18 protein-coding genes are annotated in these 24,423 nt (G+C 53.6%); 6 read left to right on the top strand and 12 right to left on the bottom strand.

The genetic code is table 11. The annotated features are described in order from the left end of the window. Positions 1–13: 13 nt before the first annotated feature. The 4 genes from pyrG to rlmD form a co-directional block, all read right to left on the bottom strand. Positions 14–1,654 (bottom strand): glutamine hydrolyzing CTP synthase, encoded by a 1,641-nt coding sequence (gene pyrG, locus WB371_RS09120; protein ID WP_336219742.1) that lies wholly within the window; start codon positions 1,652–1,654, stop codon positions 14–16. A 224-nt stretch (positions 1,655–1,878) separates the two neighbouring features. Continuing rightward, positions 1,879–2,670: a nucleoside triphosphate pyrophosphohydrolase gene (gene mazG / locus WB371_RS09115; protein WP_336219741.1), complete on the bottom strand. Its 792-nt coding sequence runs from the start codon at positions 2,668–2,670 to the stop codon at positions 1,879–1,881. A gap of 403 nt (positions 2,671–3,073) precedes the next feature. Then, a complete protein-coding gene (gene relA / locus WB371_RS09110) occupies positions 3,074–5,308 on the bottom strand; it encodes a GTP diphosphokinase (protein WP_336219740.1) in 2,235 nt (744 codons plus the stop codon). A 51-nt stretch (positions 5,309–5,359) separates the two neighbouring features. Next, the gene (gene rlmD / locus WB371_RS09105) at positions 5,360–6,658 is read right to left on the bottom strand and encodes a 23S rRNA (uracil(1939)-C(5))-methyltransferase RlmD (RefSeq protein WP_336219739.1); all 1,299 of its coding nucleotides are present in this window, start codon (positions 6,656–6,658) and stop codon (positions 5,360–5,362) included. Between the two features lie 57 nt (positions 6,659–6,715). Here rlmD and barA point away from each other — a divergent pair, with 57 nt between their 5' ends. Continuing rightward, positions 6,716–9,472, top strand: coding sequence for a two-component sensor histidine kinase BarA (gene barA / locus WB371_RS09100; RefSeq protein ID WP_336219738.1), 2,757 nt, complete (start codon positions 6,716–6,718; stop codon positions 9,470–9,472). Positions 9,473–9,525: 53 nt separating this feature from the next. Here the strand turns inward: barA and WB371_RS09095 are convergent, their stop codons facing one another. From WB371_RS09095 to syd, 7 genes are all read right to left on the bottom strand, one after another. Continuing rightward, positions 9,526–10,668, bottom strand: a complete 1,143-nt coding sequence (locus tag WB371_RS09095) for a glycerate kinase (RefSeq protein ID WP_336219737.1) — start codon at positions 10,666–10,668, stop codon at positions 9,526–9,528. A gap of 89 nt (positions 10,669–10,757) precedes the next feature. Further along, positions 10,758–12,098, bottom strand: coding sequence for a glucarate dehydratase (gudD, locus tag WB371_RS09090; protein ID WP_336219868.1), 1,341 nt, complete (start codon positions 12,096–12,098; stop codon positions 10,758–10,760). 90 nt (positions 12,099–12,188) lie between these two features. Next, positions 12,189–13,547, bottom strand: coding sequence for a galactarate/glucarate/glycerate transporter GudP (gene gudP / locus WB371_RS09085; RefSeq protein WP_336219736.1), 1,359 nt, complete (start codon positions 13,545–13,547; stop codon positions 12,189–12,191). A 449-nt stretch (positions 13,548–13,996) separates the two neighbouring features. After that, positions 13,997–14,446 carry a flavodoxin gene (locus WB371_RS09080; protein ID WP_336219735.1) on the bottom strand — a complete coding sequence of 150 codons (450 nt, stop codon included), beginning with the start codon at positions 14,444–14,446 and terminating at the stop codon, positions 13,997–13,999. A 6-nt stretch (positions 14,447–14,452) separates the two neighbouring features. Next, positions 14,453–15,247, bottom strand: coding sequence for a tRNA pseudouridine(65) synthase TruC (gene truC / locus WB371_RS09075; protein ID WP_336219734.1), 795 nt, complete (start codon positions 15,245–15,247; stop codon positions 14,453–14,455). Then, on the bottom strand, positions 15,247–15,576 hold the full coding sequence (locus tag WB371_RS09070; RefSeq protein WP_336219733.1) for a YqcC family protein: 330 nt from the start codon (positions 15,574–15,576) through the stop codon (positions 15,247–15,249). Before WB371_RS09070 ends, truC begins: the two co-directional genes overlap by 1 nt. A gap of 636 nt (positions 15,577–16,212) precedes the next feature. Next, the gene (gene syd, locus WB371_RS09065) at positions 16,213–16,758 is read right to left on the bottom strand and encodes a SecY-interacting protein (protein ID WP_336219732.1); all 546 of its coding nucleotides are present in this window, start codon (positions 16,756–16,758) and stop codon (positions 16,213–16,215) included. Positions 16,759–16,826: 68 nt separating this feature from the next. Here syd and queF point away from each other — a divergent pair, with 68 nt between their 5' ends. The 5 genes from queF to xni all read left to right on the top strand — a co-directional run bounded on the left by queF (position 16,827) and on the right by xni (position 23,227). After that, complete coding sequence (gene queF / locus WB371_RS09060) at positions 16,827–17,675, top strand: NADPH-dependent 7-cyano-7-deazaguanine reductase QueF (RefSeq protein WP_336219731.1); 849 nt, start codon at positions 16,827–16,829, stop codon at positions 17,673–17,675. Positions 17,676–17,787: 112 nt separating this feature from the next. Next, on the top strand, positions 17,788–19,152 hold the full coding sequence (gene ppnN, locus WB371_RS09055) for a nucleotide 5'-monophosphate nucleosidase PpnN (RefSeq protein WP_336219730.1): 1,365 nt from the start codon (positions 17,788–17,790) through the stop codon (positions 19,150–19,152). A 507-nt stretch (positions 19,153–19,659) separates the two neighbouring features. Continuing rightward, on the top strand, positions 19,660–20,949 hold the full coding sequence (gene sdaC, locus WB371_RS09050) for an HAAAP family serine/threonine permease SdaC (protein WP_336219729.1): 1,290 nt from the start codon (positions 19,660–19,662) through the stop codon (positions 20,947–20,949). Between the two features lie 60 nt (positions 20,950–21,009). Continuing rightward, entirely contained in the window at positions 21,010–22,377 is a 1,368-nt protein-coding gene (locus WB371_RS09045; protein ID WP_336219728.1) for an L-serine ammonia-lyase, read from the top strand. 94 nt (positions 22,378–22,471) lie between these two features. Then, a complete protein-coding gene (gene xni / locus WB371_RS09040; protein WP_336219727.1) occupies positions 22,472–23,227 on the top strand; it encodes a flap endonuclease Xni in 756 nt (251 codons plus the stop codon). A 34-nt stretch (positions 23,228–23,261) separates the two neighbouring features. Here the strand turns inward: xni and fucO are convergent, their stop codons facing one another. Beyond that, positions 23,262–24,410, bottom strand: a complete 1,149-nt coding sequence (gene fucO, locus WB371_RS09035; protein ID WP_336219726.1) for a lactaldehyde reductase — start codon at positions 24,408–24,410, stop codon at positions 23,262–23,264. Positions 24,411–24,423 lie beyond the last annotated feature (13 nt).

The following is a 24,423-nucleotide window of genomic DNA, read 5'->3' as shown; positions in this document are numbered from 1 at the left end:
ACGCGTTGCCGTTCTAATACTTCGCCTGACGCTTCTGATGCTCACTGGCGGCTTTTACAAAGCCAGCAAACAGCGGATGTCCATCACGTGGCGTGGAAGTAAATTCCGGATGGAACTGACAGGCCACGAACCACGGATGATTCGGTACCTCAATGATCTCGACCAACTGATCATCACCGGAACGGCCTGCAACGCGCAGACCCGCAGCTTCAATCTGTTTCAACAGCATATTGTTGACTTCATAACGATGGCGATGACGCTCAACAATCGTCGGTGTGCCATACAACTGACGCACCAGACTGTCGTCGCTAAGCTGACACTGCTGCGCGCCAAGACGCATGGTGCCACCCAGATCGCTCTTCTCGGTACGGACTTCAACGTTACCGTCTTCGTCACGCCATTCGGTAATCAGCGCCACAACCGGGTACTTACAGTCTGGCACAAATTCCGTCGAGTTGGCGTTGTCCATACCTGCGACGTTACGTGCAAACTCGATCAACGCAACCTGCATACCCAGGCAAATGCCCAGATAAGGAATATTGTTCTCACGCGCATAGCGTGCAGTGGCGATTTTACCTTCCACACCGCGGTAGCCGAAGCCGCCCGGGATCAGGATAGCGTCCAAATCCTTCAGGATTTCGACGCCGCGCGTTTCAACATCCTGTGAATCAATCAGCTTGATGTTGACGGTAACGCGATTTTTCAGACCGCCATGTTTCAGCGCTTCAATCACCGATTTATAGGCATCCGGCAGTTCAATGTACTTGCCGACCATACCGATAGTGACTTCGCCTGCCGGATTCGCTTCTTCGAAGATGACCTGTTCCCATTCGGCCAGGTTAGCTTCCGGACACTCTAAGCTGAATCGTTTACAAATATAATCGTCCAGGCCCTGGGATTTCAACAGCCCTGGAATTTTATAAATGGAATCGACATCTTTCATTGAAATAACGGCTTTTTCCGGCACGTTACAGAATAATGCAATTTTTGCGCGCTCATTGGCCGGAACAGCGCGATCGGAACGGCAAATCAGAACATCAGGCTGAATCCCGATAGACAGCAGTTCTTTCACCGAGTGCTGGGTTGGTTTCGTTTTCACTTCACCCGCAGCCGCCAGGTAAGGCACCAGCGTCAGGTGCATGAACAGGGCGTGTTCACGACCGATATCAACCGCCAGTTGACGAATCGCTTCAAGGAACGGCAATGATTCAATATCACCGACGGTACCGCCGATTTCAACCAGCACCACGTCATGGCCTTCGCCGCCTTCCAGCACGCGTTCTTTGATGGCATTGGTGATGTGCGGGATAACCTGTACGGTCGCGCCCAGATAGTCACCACGACGCTCTTTGCGCAGAACGTCAGAGTAGATACGACCCGTGGTGAAGTTGTTGCGGCGGCTCATTTTGGTGCGAATGAAACGCTCGTAGTGACCCAGGTCCAGGTCGGTTTCAGCGCCGTCTTCAGTAACGAACACTTCCCCGTGCTGGATTGGGCTCATGGTGCCCGGATCGACGTTGATGTACGGATCCAGTTTCATGATGGTCACATTGAGGCCACGGGCTTCAAGAATGGCTGCGAGGGAGGCTGCGGCAATGCCTTTACCCAGAGAGGATACGACCCCGCCGGTCACAAAAATATAGTTCGTTGTCATGCTGAACCTGAGAAGTTAGGGTGAAACGATGGAATAACCAGGACGGGAAAGTAGTATACCCGAACATGACGTACGCCACAAACTTTCATTATCCCTCCTCTTCGTCAGCTCACATTTAACATCGGGAGTGAGAAAATAGCCCCTTTGGGGCAAATGTTTTTGACGCAAATCAAGCGCTTGTTATTTAAAAAATCACACAAAACGCCCTTGACCGCTCAATTTCCTTAGAGATCAATTTCCTGGCGTTTTACCTGTTGCCAGACCTCTTCCATGGTTTCCAGATCAACACCTGTCATTTCGAGGCCTCGCGCGGCGACAATCCGCTCGACCTCGCGAAAACGACGCTCGAACTTTTCGTTGGCTTTTTGCAGAGCGATTTCGGCTTTGGTGCCTAAATGTCGCGCCATATTTACTGTGGCAAACAGCAAATCGCCCATTTCCTCTTCCAGTTTAGCCTGGTTGACTACGGCCTGCCGGGCCTCATACATGACTTCGTCAATCTCTTCGTACACCTTGTCGACCACCGGCCCCAGCGTCGTCCAGTCAAAACCCACGTTTGAGCAGCGCTTTTGAATTTTCTGTGCCCGCATTAACGCGGGCAAACTGCGGGGGATATCATCCAGCGCGGAGTGCTGCGCCTTTTGCGCACGTTCTTCCGTTTTGATTTGCTCCCAACGGGCCAGTACCTCAGTGCTGTTGCTGGCAGAAACCTCTGCAAAGACATGCGGATGGCGGCGCTCCAGTTTGTCGCTGATTGCCGCGCAAATATCATTGAAATCAAAGCGCCCCTCTTCCTGGGCCATCTGCGCGTAAAACACCACCTGAAAAAGCAGGTCGCCAAGCTCACCGCGAAGATCGTCAAAATCTTCCCGCGCAATCGCATCAAGCACTTCATAGGTTTCTTCAAGGGTGTAAGGAGCAATGGTGGCGAAGGTCTGCTCTTTATCCCACGGGCAGCCGTTTTCCGGGTCTCGCAGGCGCTGCATAATGCCGAGCAGACGGTCAATCTGGTTCATTGGTGAGTCCTGAATACGTAGGCCCGATAAGCAAAGCGTCATCGGGCATTGCGATTTTGCCGGATGACGGCTGACGCCTTATCCGGCCTACAAATAATAAACGGCTAAGTCCTGAATACGTAGGCCCGATAAGCAAAGCGCCATCGGGCATTGCGATTTTGCCGGATGACGGCTGACGCCTTATCCGGCCTACAAATAATAAACGGCTAAGCCCCGAATACGTAGGCCCGATAAGCAAAGCGCCATCGGGCATTGCGATTTTGCCGGATGACGGCTGACGCCTTATCCGGCCTACAAATAATAAACGGCTAAGTCCCGAATACGTAGGCCCGATAAGCAAAGCGTCATCGGGCATTGCGATTTTGCCGGATGACGGCTGACGCCTTATCCGGCCTGGAAATCATTAATTGCCCTGCAGACGACGGGCGTCAATCACATCGGGCACCTGATTCAGCTTGCCGAGGACGCGTCCCAACACCTGCAGATTATAAATCTCAATGGTCATGTCGATGGTGGCGAGCTGCTGTTTGGTATCGCTACGGCTGGCAACCCCGAGCACATTGACCTTTTCGTTCGCCAGGATCGTGGTGATATCACGCAATAAACCACTGCGATCGTTGGCCTGAACGCGCACCACCAGCGAATAGCCCGCCGAGTAGCTTTCTCCCCAGACGGCATCCACAATACGCTCTGGCGCATGGGAACGCAGTTCTACCAGTTGTTCACAGTCCGCACGATGGACAGAAATCCCTCGCCCCTGGGTGATAAACCCAACGATCTCGTCACCAGGAATCGGCTGGCAGCATCGGGCAATGTGGTGCATCAGGTTCCCGACCCCTTCCACAACCACACGTCCATCATCTTTACGACGATTCTGCGGTGCGTGGGTTTTCTGCTGAAGCTGTTTCAGCGCCGCAGCATCTTCTTCAGCGGCGCTCGGCTTGTTGAACTGCGATTGCAGGAAATTCACCATCTGATTCAGACGGATATCGCCGCCGCCAATGGCCGCTAGCAGCTCTTCAAGCTCATTGAAGTTGTAGCGCGGCAGAAGATGCTTTTCCGCCTCTTTCAGGCTGATACCCAGATGGGACAGCTCGTCATCCAGAATCTGTCGTCCGGCGAGGATATTTTTGTCCCGGTCCTGTTTACGGAACCAGGCGTGAATTTTCGAGCGGCCACGGCTGGTCGTCACATAGCCCAGGTTCGGGTTCAACCAGTCACGGCTCGGGTTAGGTTGCTTCTGGGTGATAATTTCAATCTGATCGCCCATCTGCAATTGATAGGTAAACGGCACAATGCGTCCGCCGATTTTCGCCCCAATGCAGCGATGTCCGACATCACTGTGAATGTGATAGGCAAAGTCGAGCGGCGTGGAACCTGCGGGCAGATCCACCACATCCCCTTTCGGCGTAAAGACGTAAACCCGATCATCAAAGACCTGGCTGCGCACTTCATCGAGCATTTCACCCGAATCCGCCATCTCTTCCTGCCAGGCGATGAGTTTACGCAGCCAGGCGATGCGATCTTCATGACCAGAACGTGTTCCACCCGCCGCCGCACCTTCTTTGTACTTCCAGTGCGCAGCCACACCCAGTTCAGCATCTTCATGCATCTGTCGGGTGCGGATCTGAATTTCGACCGTTTTACCGCCCGGCCCTAACACCACGGTGTGAATCGACTGATAGCCGTTGGGCTTCGGGTTGGCAACGTAGTCATCAAACTCATCCGGCAAGTGACGATAATGCGTATGCACAATCCCCAGCGCGGCGTAGCAGTCCTGTAAACGCTCGGCCACAATTCGCACGGCGCGCACATCAAACAGCTCATCAAAGGCCAGATGCTTTTTCTGCATTTTGCGCCAGATGCTGTAGATGTGTTTCGGGCGTCCGTATACTTCCGCCTTCACGCCTTCGGTTTTCATCTCAGCGCGCAGATGCCCCACGAACTCTTCAATGTAATGCTCCCTGTCGATACGGCGTTCGTGCAACAGTTTGGCAATACGTTTGTATTCAGCAGGATGCAGATAGCGGAAGCAATAATCTTCCAGCTCCCACTTCAGTTGCCCGATACCCAGCCGGTTTGCCAGCGGGGCGTAAATGTTGGTGCACTCTTTCGCCGCCAGTACGCGCTCGTCTTCCGGCGCATCTTTCACTTCACGCAAATGAGCAATACGTTCGGCAAGTTTAATTACCACGCAGCGGAAGTCGTCGACCATCGCCAGCAGCATTCGCCGCACGTTATCGACCTGCTCAGAGGAAACGGAGTCGGTATGGGTCGCTTTCAACTGGCGAATCGCCGCCATGTCACGCACACCGTGGATGAGGTTGACGATGGATTTACCCACGCTTTCCTGCAAGGTTTCCTCGCTGACAACATTGGCATCAGCCAGAGGGAACAGCAACGCAGCCCGCAGCGTGTCGATATCCATACTCAGCGTCGAGAGGATTTCCACCATCTCCACGCCACGCCACAGCAGGAGTTCCGCATCCGGATGCCCTTGCGTCTGTTGCAGGCAATACGCCCAGGTTTCGGCTAAGCGTTCACATGACTGCTGGCTGGTGATCCCAAGGCTTTCGATCCACTTTTTCGGGTCAAATTCCCCAGCTTTGTTTAGATGTGCACTTCTTACCGCAACCATTGTCCTCTCCTTAAGGGACGTGACCTGTCGAAGTCGACAAGTCGTGATTCATTATGAATGCTCAAACAACACCATTGATTCCAGATGCCCCGTGTGGGGGAACATATCGAGCATCGCCAGCCGCTGAATGTGGTACCCTGCGCGTAACAGCGCCTCGCTATCACGCGCCAGCGTGGCTGGATTACAGGATACATAAACAATACGGCCAGGCTGCAATTTTATAATATGTTGCATCACACCGGCAGCCCCTGCGCGTGCGGGATCGAGCAATACTTTATCAAAACCATTCTTCGCCCACGGCTGTCGTGTGACATCCTCTTCCAGATTTTCATGAAAGAATGTCACATTCTGTAATGCATTTTGCCGTGCGTTTTCACGTCCTTTCTCCACCAGTTCGGGGACGCCCTCCACACCGACGACGCTTGCCGCCCGGGTTGCCAGCGGAAGCGTAAAGTTGCCCATCCCGCAAAACAGATCCAGTACGCGATCGTCTGGCTGTACGTCCAGCCACTCCAGCGCGCGGGCCACCATTTTCTGGTTCACCCCTTCATTCACCTGAATGAAATCTCGCGGACTGAAGTTTAAGCGTAGCCCGTTTGACTCATACCAGGGGGTTTGACCCGAAACCGCTTCCAGTCTCTCGCTTTGCGGAGCCAGATAAAGAGACAGCCCTTTTGAATGCGAAAAGCGTTCCAGTTTTTCGTTATCCTCGCGACTTAATGGCGCGGTATGGCGCAAAATCATCAGCGTGCCGCTGCTCGCCTGCACCAGTTCAACATGTCCCAGATGGCGAATTTCCTGCAGGCTGCTGAGACACGCCCTGAGATCGGGCAGCAATGCTTCAAGTTGGGGCACCAAAACAGGGCATTGCTTTACATCAACAATGTCGCTGGAGGCTGACTTGCGAAACCCCATCTGCAACTGCTGAGTTTTCGGCTGATAGTGAAGACTCAGACGCGCCCGCCGGCGATAGCCCCACGGCGTATCGGCGATCACTTCAGCGACCTCGTTTTTCATTAAACGCGACAACGCAGCGCGTTTGCTGCGCTGCTGTAGTTCGATACTGGCATGTTGCTGCTGACATCCACCGCAGACGCCAAAATGCGGGCAACGCGGCGTCACCCGATCCGGACTATCATTCAAACGGCGCTTCACCTGCGCTTTCGCATACTGCTTTTTATCTTCGGTGATCGTCACGTCCGCACTTTCCTGGGGCAGCAATCCGGGGATAAACAGCGTCTTTCCGTTATGCCGCGCTACCCCCTGGCCAAAAGCGTCGAGGTCATTGACAGTAACGGTTATGATCTGGCGCGTCGTCACGCGCCGTTTTGCAGAGTAGAATTGCGCCATCGACGAGATTATTCTCAATTTAACAGTGTGACCCTAATTGTCCCATAACGGAACTCCATGACCAACTACAGCCTGCGCGCTCGCATGATGATTCTGATTCTGGCTCCGACCGTGCTTATCGGTTTACTGCTCAGTATCTTTTTTGTTGTGCATCGCTACCACGACTTGCAGCGTCAACTGGAAGATGCCGGAGCCAGTATTATCGAGCCGCTCGCCGTCTCCACCGAATATGGCATGAGCCTGCAAAACCGCGAATCCATAGGTCAACTCATCAGCGTTTTGCATCGCCGCCATTCCGATATTGTGCGGGCAATTTCGGTGTACGACGAGAATAATCGACTTTTCGTCACCTCCAATTTCCACCTCGATCCGGCGGCGACGCAACTTCCGTCAGGTTCATCCTTTCCGCGTCGACTGAGCGTTGAGCACCACGGTGACACTCTCGTTCTGCGCACGCCCATTATTTCGGAAAGCTATTCGCCGGATGAATCCGCCATCAGCGAAGCCAAAAATGAACATAATATGTTGGGATATGTGGCGCTTGAACTGGATCTCAAGTCAGTGCGCCTGCAACAGTACAAAGAAATCTTCATTTCTACGGTGATGATGCTGTTTTGTATCGGCATCGCGCTGATTTTTGGCTGGCGTTTAATGCGCGACGTAACGGGTCCGATTCGCAACATGGTGAATACCGTTGACCGTATTCGACGCGGGCAGCTCGACAGCCGCGTTGAGGGCTTTATGCTCGGTGAACTGGATATGCTGAAAAACGGCATTAACGCTATGGCCATGTCGCTCGCCGCTTATCACGAAGAGATGCAGCATAATATCGATCAGGCGACCTCTGATTTGCGCGAAACGCTCGAACAGATGGAAATTCAGAACGTCGAGCTGGATCTGGCAAAAAAACGCGCTCAGGAAGCGGCACGTATTAAATCCGAGTTTCTGGCGAATATGTCCCATGAGCTGCGTACACCGCTCAACGGCGTGATCGGCTTTACCCGCCTGACGCTGAAAACCGAGCTTAATACCACACAACGCGACCACCTGAATACCATTGAGCGGTCAGCCAATAACCTGCTGGCGATCATCAACGACGTGCTGGATTTCTCGAAGCTGGAAGCCGGCAAACTGATTCTGGAAAGTATTCCTTTCGCGCTGCGTAATACGCTGGATGAAGTGGTGACGCTTCTGGCGCATTCATCGCATGACAAAGGCCTGGAGCTGACGCTCAATATTAAAAACGATGTCCCGGATAACGTCATTGGCGATCCCCTGCGTTTGCAGCAGGTGATCACCAATCTGGTGGGTAACGCGATTAAGTTCACCGAGAATGGCAACATCGACATCCTGGTAGAGAAGCGCTCGCTGAGTAACACCAAAGTACAGATTGAAGTGCAGATCCGCGATACCGGTATCGGCATCCCGGAGCGCGATCAGTCGCGCCTGTTCCAGGCCTTCCGCCAGGCCGACGCCAGTATTTCCCGCCGCCACGGCGGAACCGGGCTGGGGCTGGTGATTACGCAGAAACTGGTCAATGAAATGGGCGGCGATATCTCTTTCCACAGCCAGCCAAACCGCGGTTCGACCTTCTGGTTCCACATCAATCTTGACCTGAACCCCAATGTGATTATCGACGGTCCTGACACGGGATGTCTGGCGGGTAAACGTATTGCTTACATCGAGCCAAATGCCGCCGCCGCGCAATGTACACTGGATATCCTCAGTGAAACGCCGCTGGAGGTGGTTTATAGCCCCTCATTTTCCGCGCTGTCGGTTGAGCATTACGACATTATGCTGGTGGGGGTTGCCGTCACCTTCAAAGAGCCGCTGACGATGCAGCATGAGCGATTGATTCAGGCAACCAAAATGTCCGATGTCCTGATGCTGGCCCTGCCCTGCCATGCTCAAATCAACGCTGAAAAACTCAAACAAGATGGCGTGGCGAGCTGTTTATTGAAACCGCTTACCTCCACCCGCTTGCTTCCGGCGCTCGTCGATTTATGCAGCCAGAACTGCCATGATGATTTACTGTTGTCAGACAACAGTAAGATCGCCATGACGGTAATGGCCGTGGATGATAACCCTGCCAACCTGAAGCTGATCGGCGCACTACTGGAAGATCAGGTGCAGCACGTTGAACTTTGCGAGAGCGGTCACCAGGCCGTTGATCGCGCAAAACAAATGCAGTTTGATCTGATCCTGATGGATATCCAGATGCCGGATATGGATGGCATCCGGGCCTGTGAGTTAATCCATCAGCTCCCTCATCAGCAACAAACGCCCGTCATCGCCGTCACTGCGCACGCCATGGCGGGTCAGAAAGAGAAGTTGTTGAGCGCCGGGATGAACGACTATCTGGCAAAACCGATCGAGGAAGAGAAACTGCACAACCTGTTGCTGCGCTATAAACCCGGCAGCGGGGTGTCCACACGTTTGCTCATGGCGGAATCGATCGAACCAGTCATTAACCCCAACGCGACCCTGGACTGGCAACTGGCGCTGCGCCAGGCTGCAGGTAAACCGGATCTGGCGCGCGATCTGCTGCAAATGCTGATCGATTTCCTGCCGGAAGTTCGTAATAAAATTGAAGAACAACTGGTTGGAGAAAATCCGGAAGGTGTCATTGACCTGCTGCATAAACTGCATGGCAGTTGCAGCTATAGCGGCGTTCCACGCTTGAAGAATCTTTGTCAGTTACTGGAAAGTCAGCTCCGTGAAGGAACATTGGAAGAGGATCTGGAACCCGAGTTTCTGGAACTGCTCGACGAAATGGATAACGTGGCGCGCGAAGCGAAACGCGTATTAGGCTAATCATACCTGTAGGCCCGATAGCGACACGAAGTCGCTTATCGGGTCTCGGGAGACTACATTATTGATTGTCCCATTTTGAGCGTTGCCGCGACGTTGCGCGCGGTCATACGCACATTCTCTGCCGCATTTTGCAGCGCCTCTTCCAGCGTACAGACGCTATAGATCACGCTGAAAACAGCATCCAGTCCATGATCATGAACCACGCCAACATCTGCCGTCAGGCTTCCGGCAATACCAATAACCGGTTTGTTATAGCGCTTCGCGACCTTCGCCACCCCGAACGGCACTTTACCGTGAATGGTCTGGCTGTCGATACGCCCTTCACCGGTGACCACCAGGTCAGCGTCGGCGACACAATCATCCAGATGCAGGGCGTCAGTCACAATCTCAATGCCACGCCGCAACTGGGCGCCACAAAAGGCATACAGCGCTGCCCCCATCCCTCCTGCCGCTCCGCCGCCCGCCAGCGCCAGAACGTCCACAGCCAGATCGCGGGCGATAAGCTTCGCATAGTGCGCTAGCGCGTTATCAAGACGTGTAATCATCTCTGGCGTTGCCCCCTTCTGAGGACCGAACACCGCAGATGCCCCTTCCTTACCGGTCAACGGATTAGTGACATCGCAGGCCACTTCAATCCGGCAGGCCGCCAGACGTTTATCCAGTTGGCTAATGTCTATCTGCTCAAGCGTCTCAAGGGCCGCACCGCCCAGGCCAATCTCACGATGATGCGCATCGAGCAATTTTGCCCCCAGCGCCTGCACCATGCCCGCACCGCCATCATTAGTGGCACTACCGCCGAGGCCGATTATGATGTGGTCAACACCGGTATCCAGCGCGTGACGAATCAGCTCTCCGGTTCCCCAGGAGGTTGTTTTTAACGGATCGCGTAAAGAGACCGGAACCCGCTCCAGGCCGCTCGCCGCTGCCATTTCAATGAACGCGGTGCGCTCGTCGCCGGATAAACCATAGAATCCTGAAACAGGCTCCCCCAGCGGACCCGTGACGTTGACCTCAACAATGCGTCCAGCCGTCGCGGCGACCATCGCTTCGACGGTTCCTTCTCCCCCATCAGCAACCGGCAATTTTACGTAATCCGCATCGGGCCAGATTTCCCGAAAACCCTGCTCAATGGCGCTCGCCACCTCAAGCGCACTCAAACTTTCCTTATACGAGTCCGGTGCGATCACTATTTTCATAAGCCGTCCTTACGCATGTTGACTCTGTTAAGCATACACCCGGTTTGCCGATAAAAAATAACCGGTCCCTTTCAGAACCGGCTTGCACCTCAACGTACCATGCAGGGGCGTTTATTATCGAAGGTCCAGTTCGGGATCAGATACTGCATCCCCATTGCGTCGTCACGCGCGCCCAGACCGTGCTTCTGATACAGCTCATGCGCTTTCATCACCTGGTCCATATCCAGCTCAACACCCAGACCCGGTTTCGACGGCACCTGTACCATACCGCCTTTAATTTCAAACGGCGCTTTGGTCAGGCGCTGGTTACCTTCCTGCCAAATCCAGTGGGTGTCGATCGCCGTGATCGTGCCCGGCGCGGCCGCTGCCACATGCGTGAACATCGCCAGCGAAATATCAAAGTGGTTGTTGGAGTGTGAACCCCAGGTCAGGCCAAATTCATGGCACATTTGCGCGACGCGAACCGAGCCCTGCATGGTCCAGAAGTGCGGATCGGCCAGAGGAATATCCACCGATTGCAGTGACAACGTATGTCCCATCTGACGCCAGTCGGTGGCTATCATGTTCGTCGCCGTTGGCAGACCCGTCGCGCGACGGAACTCCGCCATTACCTCACGGCCCGAGAAGCCCTGTTCTGCCCCACACGGATCTTCCGCATAGGCCAGCACCCCCTTCAGGTATTTACCAATCTTGATCGCTTCATTCAGTGACCATGCGCCATTCGGATCCAGGGTGACACGCGCCTGTGGAAAACGTTTTGCCAGCGCAACAATGGACTCGGCCTCTTCTTCCCCAGCCAGCACGCCGCCTTTCAGTTTGAAGTCATTAAAACCGTATTTTTCATAGGCCGCTTCCGCCAGGCGAACGACGGCATCTGGCGTCATCGCTTCATCATGGCGCAGACGATACCAGTCACATTTTTCATCCGGCTGGCTCTGATACGGCAGCGGCGTGGCTTTACGGTTACCGACGAAGAACAGATAGCCGAGCATTTCGACTTCGCTACGCTGCTGACCATCGCCCAGCAGAGAGGCTACGTTCACCCCCAAATGCTGGCCGAGCAAATCCAGCAGCGCCGCCTCGATCCCGGTCACCACGTGGATAGTGGTACGCAGATCGAACGTCTGCAGGCCGCGTCCTCCGGCGTCACGGTCAGCAAATTCATTGCGTACGGCGTTCAGCACGTTTTTGTACTCGCCCAGAGTTTTGCCCACCACCAGCGGAATGGCATCTTCCAGCGTCTTACGGATTTTCTCGCCTCCGGGGATTTCACCCACCCCCGTATGGCCTGAATTATCTTTGATAATCACAATATTACGTGTGAAGAACGGAGCATGTGCGCCGCTCAGGTTCATCAACATACTGTCGTGGCCCGCCACCGGGATAACCTGCATTGCAGTCACAACAGGGGTAGTGAATTGTGTGCTCATCATTTAGTCCTTATGCAAAATCAGTGACGGTCGAAAATATCGCCAGGTAAATATCAACGTGGTTGTGCAAATGGCAACTGGATTGTGTCGTCATGAGCGTTGCCCCGCGACAGGTTTCAGTTCGATACGTTTAATATCGCCCACCAACACCAGATAACTCAGTACCGCCACCAGCGCGTGCACACCCACGTAGATCAGCGCACCGTTGAACGAGCCGGTGGTCCCGACGATGTAACCAATCGCAATCGGCGTTACGATACCGGAGATATTGCCAAACATATTGAACAGCCCACCGCTCAGGCCGCTGATCTCTTTCGGCGCGGTATCCGCCATTACCGCCCAGCCCAGCGCGCCAATGCCCTTACCAAAGAACGCCAGCGCCATGAAGCCAATGATCATCCACTCAATATTGACGTAGTTACAGAACACCATCACCATCGACAGCAGCATCCCCATCACGATCGGCGTTTTACGCGCGATGTTCAGCGAGCCGGTACGACGCATCAGCCAGTCGGAAATAATTCCCCCCAGCACGCCGCCGATAAATCCGCATACCGCCGGGACAGAGGCAACAAAGCCCGCTTTCAGAATCGACATCCCGCGCGCCTGCACCAGATAAACCGGGAACCAGGTGATAAAGAAGTAGGTCAGCGCGTTGATACAGTACTGCCCGATGTAGACACCAATCATCATGCGGGAACCCAGCAATTGCTTGATCTGTCCCCATTTCACGCTAAACGGCACTTTGGCTTTGGCGTCTTTCTGATCCATGTTGATCAGCGCCCCGCCTTCTGCAATGTATTCCAGCTCTTTCTTGTTCACACCCGGATGCTGATTTGGTTCGTGGATCACTTTCAGCCAGATAAAGCTGATAACAATTCCGAGGCCGCCCATAAAGAAGAACACATGCGACCAACCCACTTCGTGCGTCAGCCAGCCCATGATCGGCGCAAAAATAACGGTGGCAAAGTACTGTGCAGAGTTAAAGATCGCGACCGCCGTCCCCCTCTCCTGCGCCGGGAACCAGGCCGCAACAATACGACTGTTGCCGGGGAAGGACGGCGCTTCTGCCAGACCGACGAGGAAACGCAGGGTAAACAGCGCGACGATAATGCCGAATCCGCTGAAGATATCGACGAAGCCCTGTAACAGGGTAAACATAGACCAGATGAAGATGGACCAGAAGTAAACGCGTTTGGAACCAAAACGGTCCAGCAGCCAACCGCCCGGGATCTGCCCGATAACGTAGGCCCATGAGAACGCGGAGAAAACGTAACCCATGCCGACGGGATCCAGACCAATGTCTTTGGCCATTTCCGAACCCGCAATGGATAAGGTGGCACGGTCGCCGTAGTTGAATGAGGTGACGATAAACAGCATCACCACTATCCAGTAGCGGGCATTAGTGCGTTTTTCCGCACTGCTCGCAGCCTGACTTAATGAACTCATTGTTGCACTCCTGAATTTTCGCGTTAGCCACGCTCACTCTGAACAGCACAACCGGTAGGGATCAGAGATGACGTTTCGTGTTTTTTGGCAGCTTTTATAGGGTCGTTCGCCTTACTTACTGCATTTTTTATAACTGGCAGGAGAAGTATAAAAAGCACCAGGTTCTTGCTCACCGTGCAACAACACAACATTTAACCGGCGTATCACGTATGTTTGTGGCAAAAGCCCAAGGGAATGGAATCGACTTCACGGAAATGAAAACCGCCAACAGAAATAGCGCAGTGCAAGCGCAGAAAAGGCAGGAGTGTGAAACAGGTCGCTTGACCCTATGAAAACGCCAGTAAAAACCGTTAATAGTGAAAGGGTTTTACTGGCGTTTGCCTGAAACTAACACGATTTCGTGTTATGAAACTTAAAACAGACCGTTTTCTTGCTGAGAAGGTTACCGCTCAGGATAAGAGCGTTCCCCAGCGTTCAACCCAGGGATTGGATTCACTTTCAGGTTCCGGATGCTCGCTGGCATCAATCAGCAACATTTCCCCAACACGTTGGGCGCTTTGCTCCTGCAACAGGGCATCGAATTGTTTCCCACCGTTGCAGAAATTGACGTAGCTGCTGTCGCCGAGCGCAATTACGCCGTAACGCAGATTAGGCTGGAAGCCGAGCGTGTCTTTTATGCCCTGAAACAATGGCACAATGCTGTCCGGTAAATCGCCCTGCCCGGTGGTAGAAGTGACTACCAGCGCGACTTTATCCTGATATTCCTGCCAGTCCGACAGTTCAGGGTCTTCAAAAACGGTCGCTTTATGCCCCTGCGCCGTCAGGATCGCTTCAGCTTCCTCGGCAACCAACAGCGCGTTTCCGTACATCGTACCGACAAAAATCCCAATTTCCGCCATGCTGACTTACTCCCTGAATAAAGAACAGATGTCTTCATCCTGACCTGCTGGCTCGCTTAACTCAACCCTTTCATTATCAGGGAGATGTCCCAACCAGCCAAACTGTGATAGCGCCTGCATCCATACCGCATCCAGCCCCGCGTGAATCGTCAACGGTTCACCGGTGAATGGATGCGTCAGCGAAAGCTGGCTTGCGTGCAGCATCAGTCGGTTACAGCCAAAATGGTTCGCCGCGCTACGGTTTTGCCGCAAATCGCCGTGCTTGCTGTCACCTATAATCGGATGACGCAGATGGGCCAGATGGCGTCTCAGTTGATGTTTTCGTCCCGTTTGCGGATCCAGCTCAACCAGTCCATAGCGCGTCGTCGGATAGCGACCGGTTGCCACCGGCATCTCAACGGTGGCAAGACCGCGATAATGGGTCACCGCAGGCTGCGGGTCCTTATTCTCACGGGCAAACTTATCGGCGATTTTATCGAGCTCTTCGACAAGAGGATAATCGAGCACGGCGTCATCCATTAACCAGCCGCGGACAACAGCGTGATAGCGCTTTTGGATCTGATGCTGCTCAAACTGTTGTGCGAGACGGCGACCAGCTTCGCTGGAAAGCCCCATCAACAGCACGCCAGATGTCGGCCTGTCGAGACGATGCGCGGTAAAGACATGCTGACCAATCTGATCGCGCACCGTCTGCATCACCACCACTTTTTCGTCGCGATCCAGCCAGCTCCTGTGGACCAGCCAACCGGAAGGTTTATTGACCGCCACCAGCCACTCGTCCTGATACAAAATTTCCAGCATCAGGATTCATCTTGCGCGAAAAGCGCATCCAGTGCCTGCAGCGTCTCCAGCAGGATTTCGCGCTGTGGATGATCGGCGCTCAACGCCATTTCATAGTAGGGTGCGACGGCAAAAGCGTCAGGCAACGGCTGCGCACTGTCCAAAAGAGCATGCATCCGGGGGAGCAGCACCCACTGCAACCACTCAAGCGGCTCCATGGTATCCATGCAAAAAGGCTGAGTGCTGGAAAACAGATGGGCTTCGGGTTCATCCATCCGCCAGTGTTGATGCTCGCGCAGCAGTGCTTCAAGCGCGTGAAGCTGCTGGCGCACACGGTCATGAGCCGTCATGAAAGTCACCTCAATGATGAAAAATCTGGCGCGAAGAATACCACCAGTAAAAAAGAAATAAAAAAAGGGAGCACTGTAAAAACAGTGCTCCCGGTTCGTTTCGCAGCATTCCAGCTACTTAAAGTGCTCCCTGCTCATCCATGACAACTTTTCCAGCGGTCTTACGACCTGTTGTTCTTCCTGAACTTATGCATCCTGCTCACATCACCCCCGATGTGATTACTTCATCCTGAAGCGTCCTGGCCATCCTGACCCACCGAACATCCCGACCGGCTCTCGTTCTCCCTCCTGGAGGTGTCCTTTAACGCAATCCCGCGTTTTCCTTTTTACTCCATCCTGAAGCCTTTCCTTGCAACACCCTCCTGGTGTGTCCTGCGGAAGTGCCATCATCCTGATGTTCACTTCGTTGTACGACTCCTTGTCGACACGCATAGAATCGCCTTTTTCACGCCGTCTTACAAGGTGCGTACAGACAATACCTTAAGGAAAATTTCATATGAAAGTGATTAAGAAATCATTAACTCATTGATTTATTGGAATATTGATAATATTCGTCACTATAAGTCTTTACTTATCTCCTGGCGATCTCCTACACGGCTTGTAAGAGATCTCTCACAGGATTCAGGGATAAAGAGACTACAGAAGAGGCTTAAGTTGATTCAGGAAATCCGCAAGAGTGGGAGCCAGTACAGCTCGTTTACGGGTGCCCAGCGTTTCTTTGATCACTTCACCCGACAGATTACAGACTGAAATGACATCCAGTTCTGACTCCTGAGTGGCGATAAACAGTGTCGGAGACAGCTTCAAACGTTTTTGCGTGACCAGATGACCGATCAGGTTTTCCTGAACACGCCTGAAGTCATCGGCGCTCCAGGTTTGCAGTAACGTCAGCGTTTCATCCGCGTACTGTGCGGGCATATCCCCGGCAAACTGCGCGGTATAAAATGCATGCAACGCTGGTTGTATCACAATATCAAAGGCACGTTCAACCGCGCTGATATTCTGTTCACCTTCAAAGGGCTGCGGCTGCCAGTAAACGGCATCACTGGTGGTTGAAATAATGCAGGGAGAAGGCACGCCATACAGCTCTTCGCTCATTGGCCAACTATCGTGTTTTTCATGCCATGCGTCACAGTAACGCGTCGTAAAGGCCTTCAGGGCCAGAACTGTCTGTTCGTCCACCGGTTTCTCTCTTCATAAAAGCCAGGATACACTGGGCAGATAGTGTATCTGGTTTATGACGGTGAAACATGTCTTCTTATGAAAACCATCAGGCACTCGACGGCCTGACGCTCGGTAAATCAACGGATTACCGGGATAATTACGATCCCAGTTTGCTACAGGGCGTTCCCCGCAGTCTGAATCGTGACCCGCTGGGGTTAAAGGCAGACAATCTGCCGTTTCACGGTGCCGATATCTGGACGCTGTATGAACTGTCGTGGCTGAATGCCAAAGGGTTGCCTCAGGTGGCCGTCGGTCATGTGGAACTGGATTACACCAGCCTCAATCTCATTGAATCCAAAAGCTTTAAGCTGTATCTGAACAGCTTTAACCAGACGCGATTTGATTCCTGGGAAGCCGTACAAAAGACGCTGGAAAGCGATCTGCGCGCCTGCGCACAAGGTGAGGTTACCGTCGCATTGTACCGCCTCGACGAACTGGAAGGACAACCCATTGCCCATTTTCACGGCACCTGTATTGATGAGCAGCCGATAGAGATCGACAACTATCAGTTCACCACCGATTATCTGCAGCACGCCGCCAGTGGTGAAAAAGTGATAGAAGAAACGCTGGTGAGCCATCTGTTGAAATCAAACTGCCTGATCACCCATCAGCCAGACTGGGGCTCCATACAAATTCAGTATCGTGGGCGTAAAATCGATCGCGAAAAGCTGCTCCGTTATCTGGTCTCTTTCCGCCATCACAACGAGTTTCACGAGCAGTGCGTCGAACGCATCTTCAATGATCTGCTGCGCTTCTGCCAGCCGGAAAAACTGAGCGTTTATGCGCGCTACACGCGACGGGGTGGACTCGATATTAACCCGTGGCGTAGTAATACCGATTTTGTGCCGGCAACCGGCAGATTGGTTCGTCAGTAAATTATTTCACAATTTTGCGCGTCGGATTCCACGCGCAAGGTTGTGAAAGATCATAAGCCAGCGCTATTGTAATCAACAGGGAATGACCTTTTGCGTCCCGTAAGGAGTTTACTTGATTACACATATTAGCCCCCTGGGCTCAATGGACATGCTGTCGCAACTGGAAGTCGATATGCTTAAACGCACGGCCAGCAGCGACCTGTATCAACTGTTTCGTAACTGTTCGCTTGCCGTTTTAAACTCCGGCAGTCTGACCGACAACAGCAAAGAGTTGTTGTCCCGCTTTGAAAGTTTCGACATTAACGTGCTGCGCCGCGAACGTGGCGTGAAGCTGGAGCTTATCAACCCACCTGAAGACGCCTTTGTCGACGGTCGGATCATTCGTGCGCTCCAGGCCAACCTGTTCGCCGTGCTGCGCGACATCCTCTTTGTAAACGGTCAGATTCATAACGCGGGTCGTTTCCAGCATCTGAATCTTGAAAGCTCAGTGCATATCACCAACCTGGTGTTCTCCATTTTGCGTAACGCCAGAGCGCTACACGTTGGCGAAGCGCCGAACATGGTGGTCTGCTGGGGCGGTCACTCGATCAATGAAAATGAGTACCTGTACGCCCGGCGCGTCGGAACGCAGTTGGGTCTTCGCGAGCTGAATATCTGTACCGGCTGTGGACCAGGTGCTATGGAAGCGCCAATGAAAGGCGCCGCGGTAGGCCACGCCCAGCAGCGTTACAAAGACAGTCGTTTTATTGGGATGACGGAACCGTCAATCATCGCCGCTGAACCCCCTAACCCGCTGGTTAACGAACTGATCATCATGCCGGACATTGAAAAGCGTCTGGAAGCCTTCGTGCGTATCGCCCACGGTATCATCATTTTCCCGGGTGGCGTGGGAACGGCGGAAGAGCTGTTGTATTTGCTGGGGATCCTGATGAACCCGGCGAACAAAGATCAGGTTCTGCCGCTGATCCTGACCGGCCCGAAAGAGAGTGCAGATTATTTCCGCGTGCTGGATGAGTTCATCGTCCATACGCTGGGAGAAGCCGCACGCAAACACTATCGCATTATCATTGACGACGCCGCAGAAGTCGCGCGCCTGATGAAAAAAGCGATGCCGCTGGTGAAAGAGAACCGTCGTGATACCGGTGATGCCTACAGCTTTAACTGGTCGATTCGTATTGCGCCGGATCTCCAGATGCCGTTCGAACCTTCTCACGAAAACATGGCGAACCTGAAACTTTACCCGGACCAACCCGTTGAAGTGCTGGCGGCAGACCTGCGTCGTGCCTTCTCCGGCATTGTGGCGGGTAATGTGAAGGAAGTCGGTATCCGCGCCATTGAACAGTTCGGGCCATATAAGATCCACGGCGACAGCGAAATGATGCGGCGGATGGACGATCTCCTGCAGGGTTTTGTTGCGCAGCATCGTATGAAGCTCCCCGGCAGCGCCTACATTCCTTGCTACGAAATTTGCGCCTGACGCACAAAGCACATCGCACACCGGGAGCGGTTGATTACCCTCCCGGTTTTTTTATGGATTCCAATGAGATAGTTGAAGAGGATAATAAAGGCCACTAATACATCATACAAAAAGTGTGACCACGCAAACGATTACCTGCCTGGTACAACCGTGTTTTATGAGTCTAAATTTCTGTTAGTCGCCATAAACCACTAAAAAGAGCGCTTTTTATGGTTCAACCTCCGAAAGTTCCTGAGATTCCTTTCTGACCATATGTCGTTAATGTTAGCCTTCGCGCACGTAAATTCGCTTTGATGATTTTTTAACAGATTAATGATCCAGGATTATCCACATTAGAAGTGGATTATTGCATTTGAGATCCCGATCACTGATAGATTCATTAGTAAAATGTATCTTTCCGCCCGCAAAATATTACGGTTAAAAATTATATAAAAATCGTCATTGCAAGAATTTCGTTTTATGGTCAGGAACTTTTTCCTGATTTTTAGCTTCCTCCAGGAGAACCAGATGGAAACCACTCAAACCAGCACTATTGCTTCGGTTGATTCACGAAGCGCATGGCGCAAGACAGACACCATGTGGATGCTGGGCCTTTACGGCACGGCTATCGGTGCGGGCGTACTGTTCCTGCCAATCAACGCAGGCGTCGGCGGAATGATTCCGCTGATCATCATGGCCATTATCGCTTTCCCAATGACCTTCTTCGCACACCGCGGTCTGACCCGTTTTGTGCTGTCCGGTAAAAATCCGGGCGAAGACATCACTGAAGTGGTTGAAGAGCACTTTGGTATCGGCGCAGGTAAGTTGATTACTCTGCTCTACTTCTTCGCGATTTACCCGATTCTGTTGGTTTATAGCGTGGCAATCACCAACACGGTTGAAAGCTTCCTGACTCACCAGTTAGCCATCAATCCACCGCCGCGCGCGATTCTGTCCCTGATTCTGATCGTCGGTATGATGACCATCGTTCGCTTTGGCGAGCAGATGATCGTGAAGGCGATGAGTATTCTGGTTTTCCCGTTTGTTGCCGCGCTGATGCTGCTGGCGCTGTACCTGATCCCACAGTGGAGCGGTGCCGCGCTGGAAACCCTGTCCTTTGACTCTGCTGCCGCTACGGGTGACGGCCTGTGGATGACGCTGTGGCTGGCAATTCCGGTGATGGTATTCTCGTTCAACCACTCCCCGATCATCTCTTCCTTCGCCGTTGCGAAGCGTGAAGAGTACGGCGACGCCGCTGAGAAAAAATGCTCGAAGATTCTGGCATTCGCGCACATCATGATGGTATTGACCGTGATGTTCTTCGTCTTCAGTTGCGTACTGAGCCTGACGCCGGCGGATCTGGCGGCAGCTAAAGAACAGAACATCTCGATTCTGTCTTACCTGGCAAACCACTTTAACGCGCCGATCATCGCCTGGATGGCTCCGATCATCGCGATGATTGCCATCACCAAATCCTTCCTCGGCCACTATCTGGGCGCTCGCGAAGGCTTCAACGGGATGGTGATCAAGTCTCTGCGCGGCAAAGGCAAAAGCATCGAAATCAACAAGCTGAACCGCATCACGGCGCTGTTCATGCTGGTAACGACCTGGATTGTGGCAACCCTGAACCCAAGCATCCTCGGTATGATCGAAACCCTGGGTGGTCCAATCATCGCGATGATTCTGTTCCTGATGCCGATGTACGCTATCCACAAAGTACCGGCAATGCGTAAGTACAGCGGCCACATCAGCAACGTGTTCGTTGTTGTGATGGGTCTGATTGCTATCTCCGCAATTTTCTACTCTCTGTTCAGCTAAGTTTTATAGCGCCGCTTTCGGGCGGCGCTTCCTCCCTGATATAACCGCAATGGATGCCCTATGATTAGCGTATTCGATATTTTCAAAATCGGCATTGGCCCTTCCAGTTCACACACCGTTGGACCAATGAAAGCAGGCAAACAATTCACGGACGATCTGATTGCACGCACTATTCTGACCGATGTCACCCGTGTCGTGGTGGATGTGTATGGCTCCCTGTCGCTGACGGGTAAAGGCCACCACACCGATATCGCGATTATCATGGGCCTGGCAGGGAATCTGCCGGACACCGTCGACATCGATGCCATCCCGGGTTTCATCCAGGATGTGAACACCCACGGACGCCTGCTGCTGGCAAACGGTCAGCATGAGGTCGAGTTCCCGGTGGATAAATGCATGAATTTCCATGCAGATAACCTGTCTCTGCACGAGAACGGGATGCGCATTACCGCGCTGGCCGGCGATAACGTCCTCTACAGCCAGACTTACTACTCCATTGGCGGTGGTTTCATCGTTGATGAAGAACACTTCGGCTTACCGAACAGTGCGCCGGTAAACGTACCGTATCCGTACAAATCCGCCGCCGATCTGCAAAGACACTGCCAGGAAACCGGGCTTTCCCTCTCCGGCCTGATGATGCAAAACGAACTGGCGCTGCACAGCAAAGAAGAGCTGGAACAGCACTTTGCCAACGTCTGGGACGTGATGCGCAGCGGCATTGAGCGCGGTATCACCACCGAAGGCGTGCTGCCAGGTAAACTGCGCGTGCCCCGCCGTGCGGCAGCGCTGCGCCGTATGCTGGTCAGCAGCGATAAAACCACGACCGATCCGATGGCGGTGGTTGACTGGATCAACATGTTCGCACTGGCGGTGAACGAAGAGAACGCCGCGGGCGGCCGTGTGGTCACCGCTCCGACTAACGGCGCATGTGGTATCGTTCCGGCGGTGCTGGCTTACTACGACAAATTCATCCGCGAAGTGAACGCAAACTCACTGGCACGCTACATGCTGGTCGCCAGTGCGATTGGTTCTCTGTACAAAATGAACGCTTCGATTTCTGGTGCGGAAGTGGGCTGTCAGGGTGAAGTCGGCGTGGCCTGTTCCATGGCAGCGGCGGGTCTGGCGGAACTGCTGGGCGGCAGTCCGACACAGGTTTGTATTGCCGCGGAAATCGGCATGGAGCACAACCTGGGGCTCACCTGCGACCCGGTTGCAGGACAGGTTCAGGTGCCCTGCATCGAGCGTAACGCCATCGCTTCGGTAAAAGCGGTCAATGCCGCACGTATGGCGCTGCGTCGCACCAGCGAACCGCGAGTCTGCCTCGATAAAGTGATCGAAACCATGTACGAAACCGGTAAAGACATGAACGCCAAGTACCGCGAAACTTCTCGCGGCGGTCTGGCGATGAAGATTGTCACCTGCGATTAATCGAACTTATTGCCCGGTGGCGCTTCGCTTACCGGGCCTACCCTCCTGTCGCCATGAATGTTACCCTAGCCGCGGGTTTGTAAGGGAGAACTCCGTGGCTGTCCATCTGCTTATTGTCGACGCGCTCAATCTCATTCGCCGTATCCACGCCGTTCAGGGCTCTCCCTGCGTGGAGACCTGCCAGCACGCGCTTGATCAGCTCATCGTTCACAGCCAACCCACTCACGCCGTGGCGGTGTTTGACGACGAAGCGCGTAACAGTGGCTGGCGCCATCAGCGTCTTCCGGACTATAAAGCGGGGCGTCCCCCCATGCCTGACGAACTGCACACTGAAATGCCCGCTCTGCGCGCGGCCTTTGAGCAGCGCGGCGTCGCATGCTGGGTCTCCAGCGGAAATGAAGCTGACGATCTGGCAGCAACGCTTGCGGTGAAAGTCACACTGGCGGGCCATCAGGCCACGATTGTCTCCACCGACAAAGGCTATTGCCAGCTCCTTTCCCCCACCTTACGCATTCGCGATTACTTTCAGAAACGCTGGCTGGATGCGCCGTTCATTGAAAAAGAGTTTGGCGTACAGCCAGAGCAGTTACCAGACTACTGGGGACTGGCAGGGATCAGCAGTTCAAAAGTGCCCGGCGTCGCCGGTATTGGCCCAAAAAGCGCCACGCAACTGCTGTTACAGTTCCAGACGCTTGAAGGTATCTATGCCCATCTGGATGAGGTGCCGGAAAAGTGGCGTAAAAAACTGGAAACCCACAAAGAGATGGCATTCTTATGCCGTGATATTGCGCGTCTGCAAACAGATTTGCATATCGACGGCAACCTGCAGCAATTGCGGCTGACACGATAAAAATGGCGACCCGAAGCCGCCATTTTACGCATCATCACCAGGCGGTGTGATACAACTCGACGATCTCGGCGATACTGGCTTCACGCGGGTTGCCCCCGGTACAAACGTCGTCAAACGCCGCCTGCGCCAGTGCCGGAATATCCTCTTTACGTACACCGACATCACGCAGGTGTAGCGGAATACCCACATCACGGTTAAGCGCAAATACTGCCTCTACCGCGGCGTCACGCACTTGCGCCAGGCTTAGTGTTTCCACCTTCACGCCCATCGCCCGGGCAATGTCACGGAACTTCTCGCCCGTGTATTCGGCGTTATAGCGCATGATATGCGGCAACAGAATGGCGTTAGCCACACCGTGGGGAGTGTTGTAAAACGCCCCCAATGGGTGTGCCATACCATGAACCAGACCGAGTCCTACATTGGAGAAGCCCATTCCGGCAACATACTGTCCGAGCGCCATCGCTTCTCCAGCATCACGTTCACCAGCCACGGAACCGCGTAGTGCGCCGGCAATGATCTCGATCGCCTTGATATGCAATGCATCCGTCAGCGCCCATGCGCCACGGGTGATATAGCCTTCAATGGCGTGCGTCAGCGCATCCACGCCCGTCGCCGCTTTTAACGCAGGGGGCATGCCGTCCATCATATCCGCATCAATAAACGCCACCTGCGGAATGTCATGGGGATCGACACACACAAATTTGCGGCGTTTTTCCTCATCGGTAATCACATAGTTGATGGTTACTTCCGCCGCCGTTCCCGCCGTGGTTGGAATCGCCATCACCGGCACACTGGCTTTACGGGTAGGAGACAATCCTTCCAGGCTGCGCACATCCGCGAATTCGGGGTTGTTGCTGATAATGCCAATCGCTTTACAGGTATCCTGCGGAGAGCCTCCGCCAATCGCAATGAGGTAATCAGCACCGCTTTGCGCAAATACGCCCAGCCCCTCTTTCACCACAGCGATAGTAGGATTCGGGATCACCCCGTCGTAGATCTCCCAGGCCAGACCCGCCGCATCCATCTTATCCGTCACCTTCGCGACCACGCCGCATTCCAGCAGCGTTTTATCAGTCACAATCAGCGCCTTACGATACCCCCTGCGCTTAACCTCGTCAGTTAATGCCTCTACCGCTCCCCGGCCAAACCACGCCGTTTCGTTCAGAATCATTCTGTTCGCCATCGTCCATCTCCTT

This window comes from Citrobacter amalonaticus (assembly GCF_037053465.1).
Lineage (GTDB): Bacteria > Pseudomonadota > Gammaproteobacteria > Enterobacterales > Enterobacteriaceae > Citrobacter_A > Citrobacter_A amalonaticus_H.
This window is presented reverse-complemented; position numbering and strand designations above follow the sequence as displayed.